Raw genomic sequence first — 1,502 nt, forward strand, 5'->3', positions numbered from 1 at the left:
CAGCGGCTTCCGGTTCGCCCACGAGGCGGTCGCCCACTGGCTCCAGGGCAGCCACCTCGACGTGGACGGCGCCCTGCACGCCCTGGTCCACGACCACCCGCAGAACACCGCCGCCGTCCCGCACCACCGCGTCGGCCCCGTCGTCGAGGCCCTGCTGTTCCTCGCCCGCCGGCACGGCACCGGCCGCCTGGCCTCACGCCTCGTGGACCTCACCCACGCCCTCGACGCCGACCCCGGCTCGTGGTGGGCGGCCCGCCTGCTCACGGGGACCCTCGCTCGCGTCCCCGACGCCACCCCGTACACGGAGGTGCTGAGGCTGCTCACCGACCGGATCGTGGCGTGGCGGGAGCAGCGGCGGACGGTGCCGCCGGAGCTCGGCCCCGCCTTCTGGACCGCGCTCCGGCTGCCGCTGGAGGCACGGTGCGCCCTGCTGCGCCGGCTGGTCCACGCCGACGGCCCGCCGTGCGAGAGCGGCCCCCGCTTCCTGGACGCCGCCGCCCGTCTGCTCGCCACCGACCCCATGGCCGTACTGCCGTACCTGGTGCGCTGGTTCGAGGACGAGCGGCCGCTGCCCGCCACCCCGCACGCCACCGTCGCCACGGCCGCGCAGGCGCTGCTGCACACCCACCGGCACGAGGCCCTGGACGCGCTGACGGAGGCCCTCGCCGACAGTGCGCACCGGCGCGCCGACCAGTTGCTCACCGTGCTGACGGAGGAGGAGCCCGCGGCGATGTGCCGGGCCGTCGACCGCTGGGCACGGGACGAGCGTCCCGCACGCCGGGCCGCGGCGATCACCTACGGCCTGCGGGCCGCCCCGTACGCGCGCGACCCGGCCGACCGCACCCTGCTGAGGTACGCGGCCCTCGCCGTACTCGTCCGCACCGCCGACCGCGAACTGTACGGCGGTGCCCTCGCCCTCCTCGTCCGCGACGCCGACAGCAGGGACCGGCACCTCAAGCGGGCCCTGGCCCACTTCGCGGACGGCGACCCGCACTTTCCGCCGAGCGCGCTGACCGACGCCCTCGGGACCCACCCGGGCCCCGTACTCGACGCCTTCCGTACAAGGCTGGCCCGGGCGGCGGACCCGGCGGGCACCTTCCACGTCCTCGCCGACGCCACCACTCCCGCCCTCGCCCGGCGGGTCGCCTCAGTCGTGCGGGAGACCGCGGAACGGCGGCCCGAGCTGACCGGGCACGTGGCCGCGTACGCCGACCGGCGACTGGACCGGGACGGCCCCGCCGACCGTGCCGTACTCCGGACCCTGCTCACCGGCCTGCTGGAAGACGGTCCGCAACCGCTCCGGCTGGTCCTCGCCGGTGTGCTCGCCGCCCCCGGCGCCAGGGTCTCGCGCCCGCTGCGCCGAGAACTGCTGGACGTCCTGCTCGCCCGGGAGCCGGACCCTGCCGTCATGGAGGCGGTGCTGCGCGGCGCCGCCCGGAGCACCGGCCCCGAGCTGCGCGTCCTCGTGCACCGCACCGGTCTGCTGCTCGCCCGCGCGCCGG

The 1,502-nt window shown here is 77.4% G+C and carries 1 pseudogene; it reads left to right on the forward strand.

The window, feature by feature from the left end:
- Positions 1 to 1,502: pseudogene (locus tag B9S61_RS04680) on the forward strand (serine protease); the annotation flags it as partial.

It is taken from the genome of Streptomyces sp. SM1 (assembly GCF_002910825.1).
GTDB lineage: Bacteria > Actinomycetota > Actinomycetes > Streptomycetales > Streptomycetaceae > Streptomyces > Streptomyces okerensis.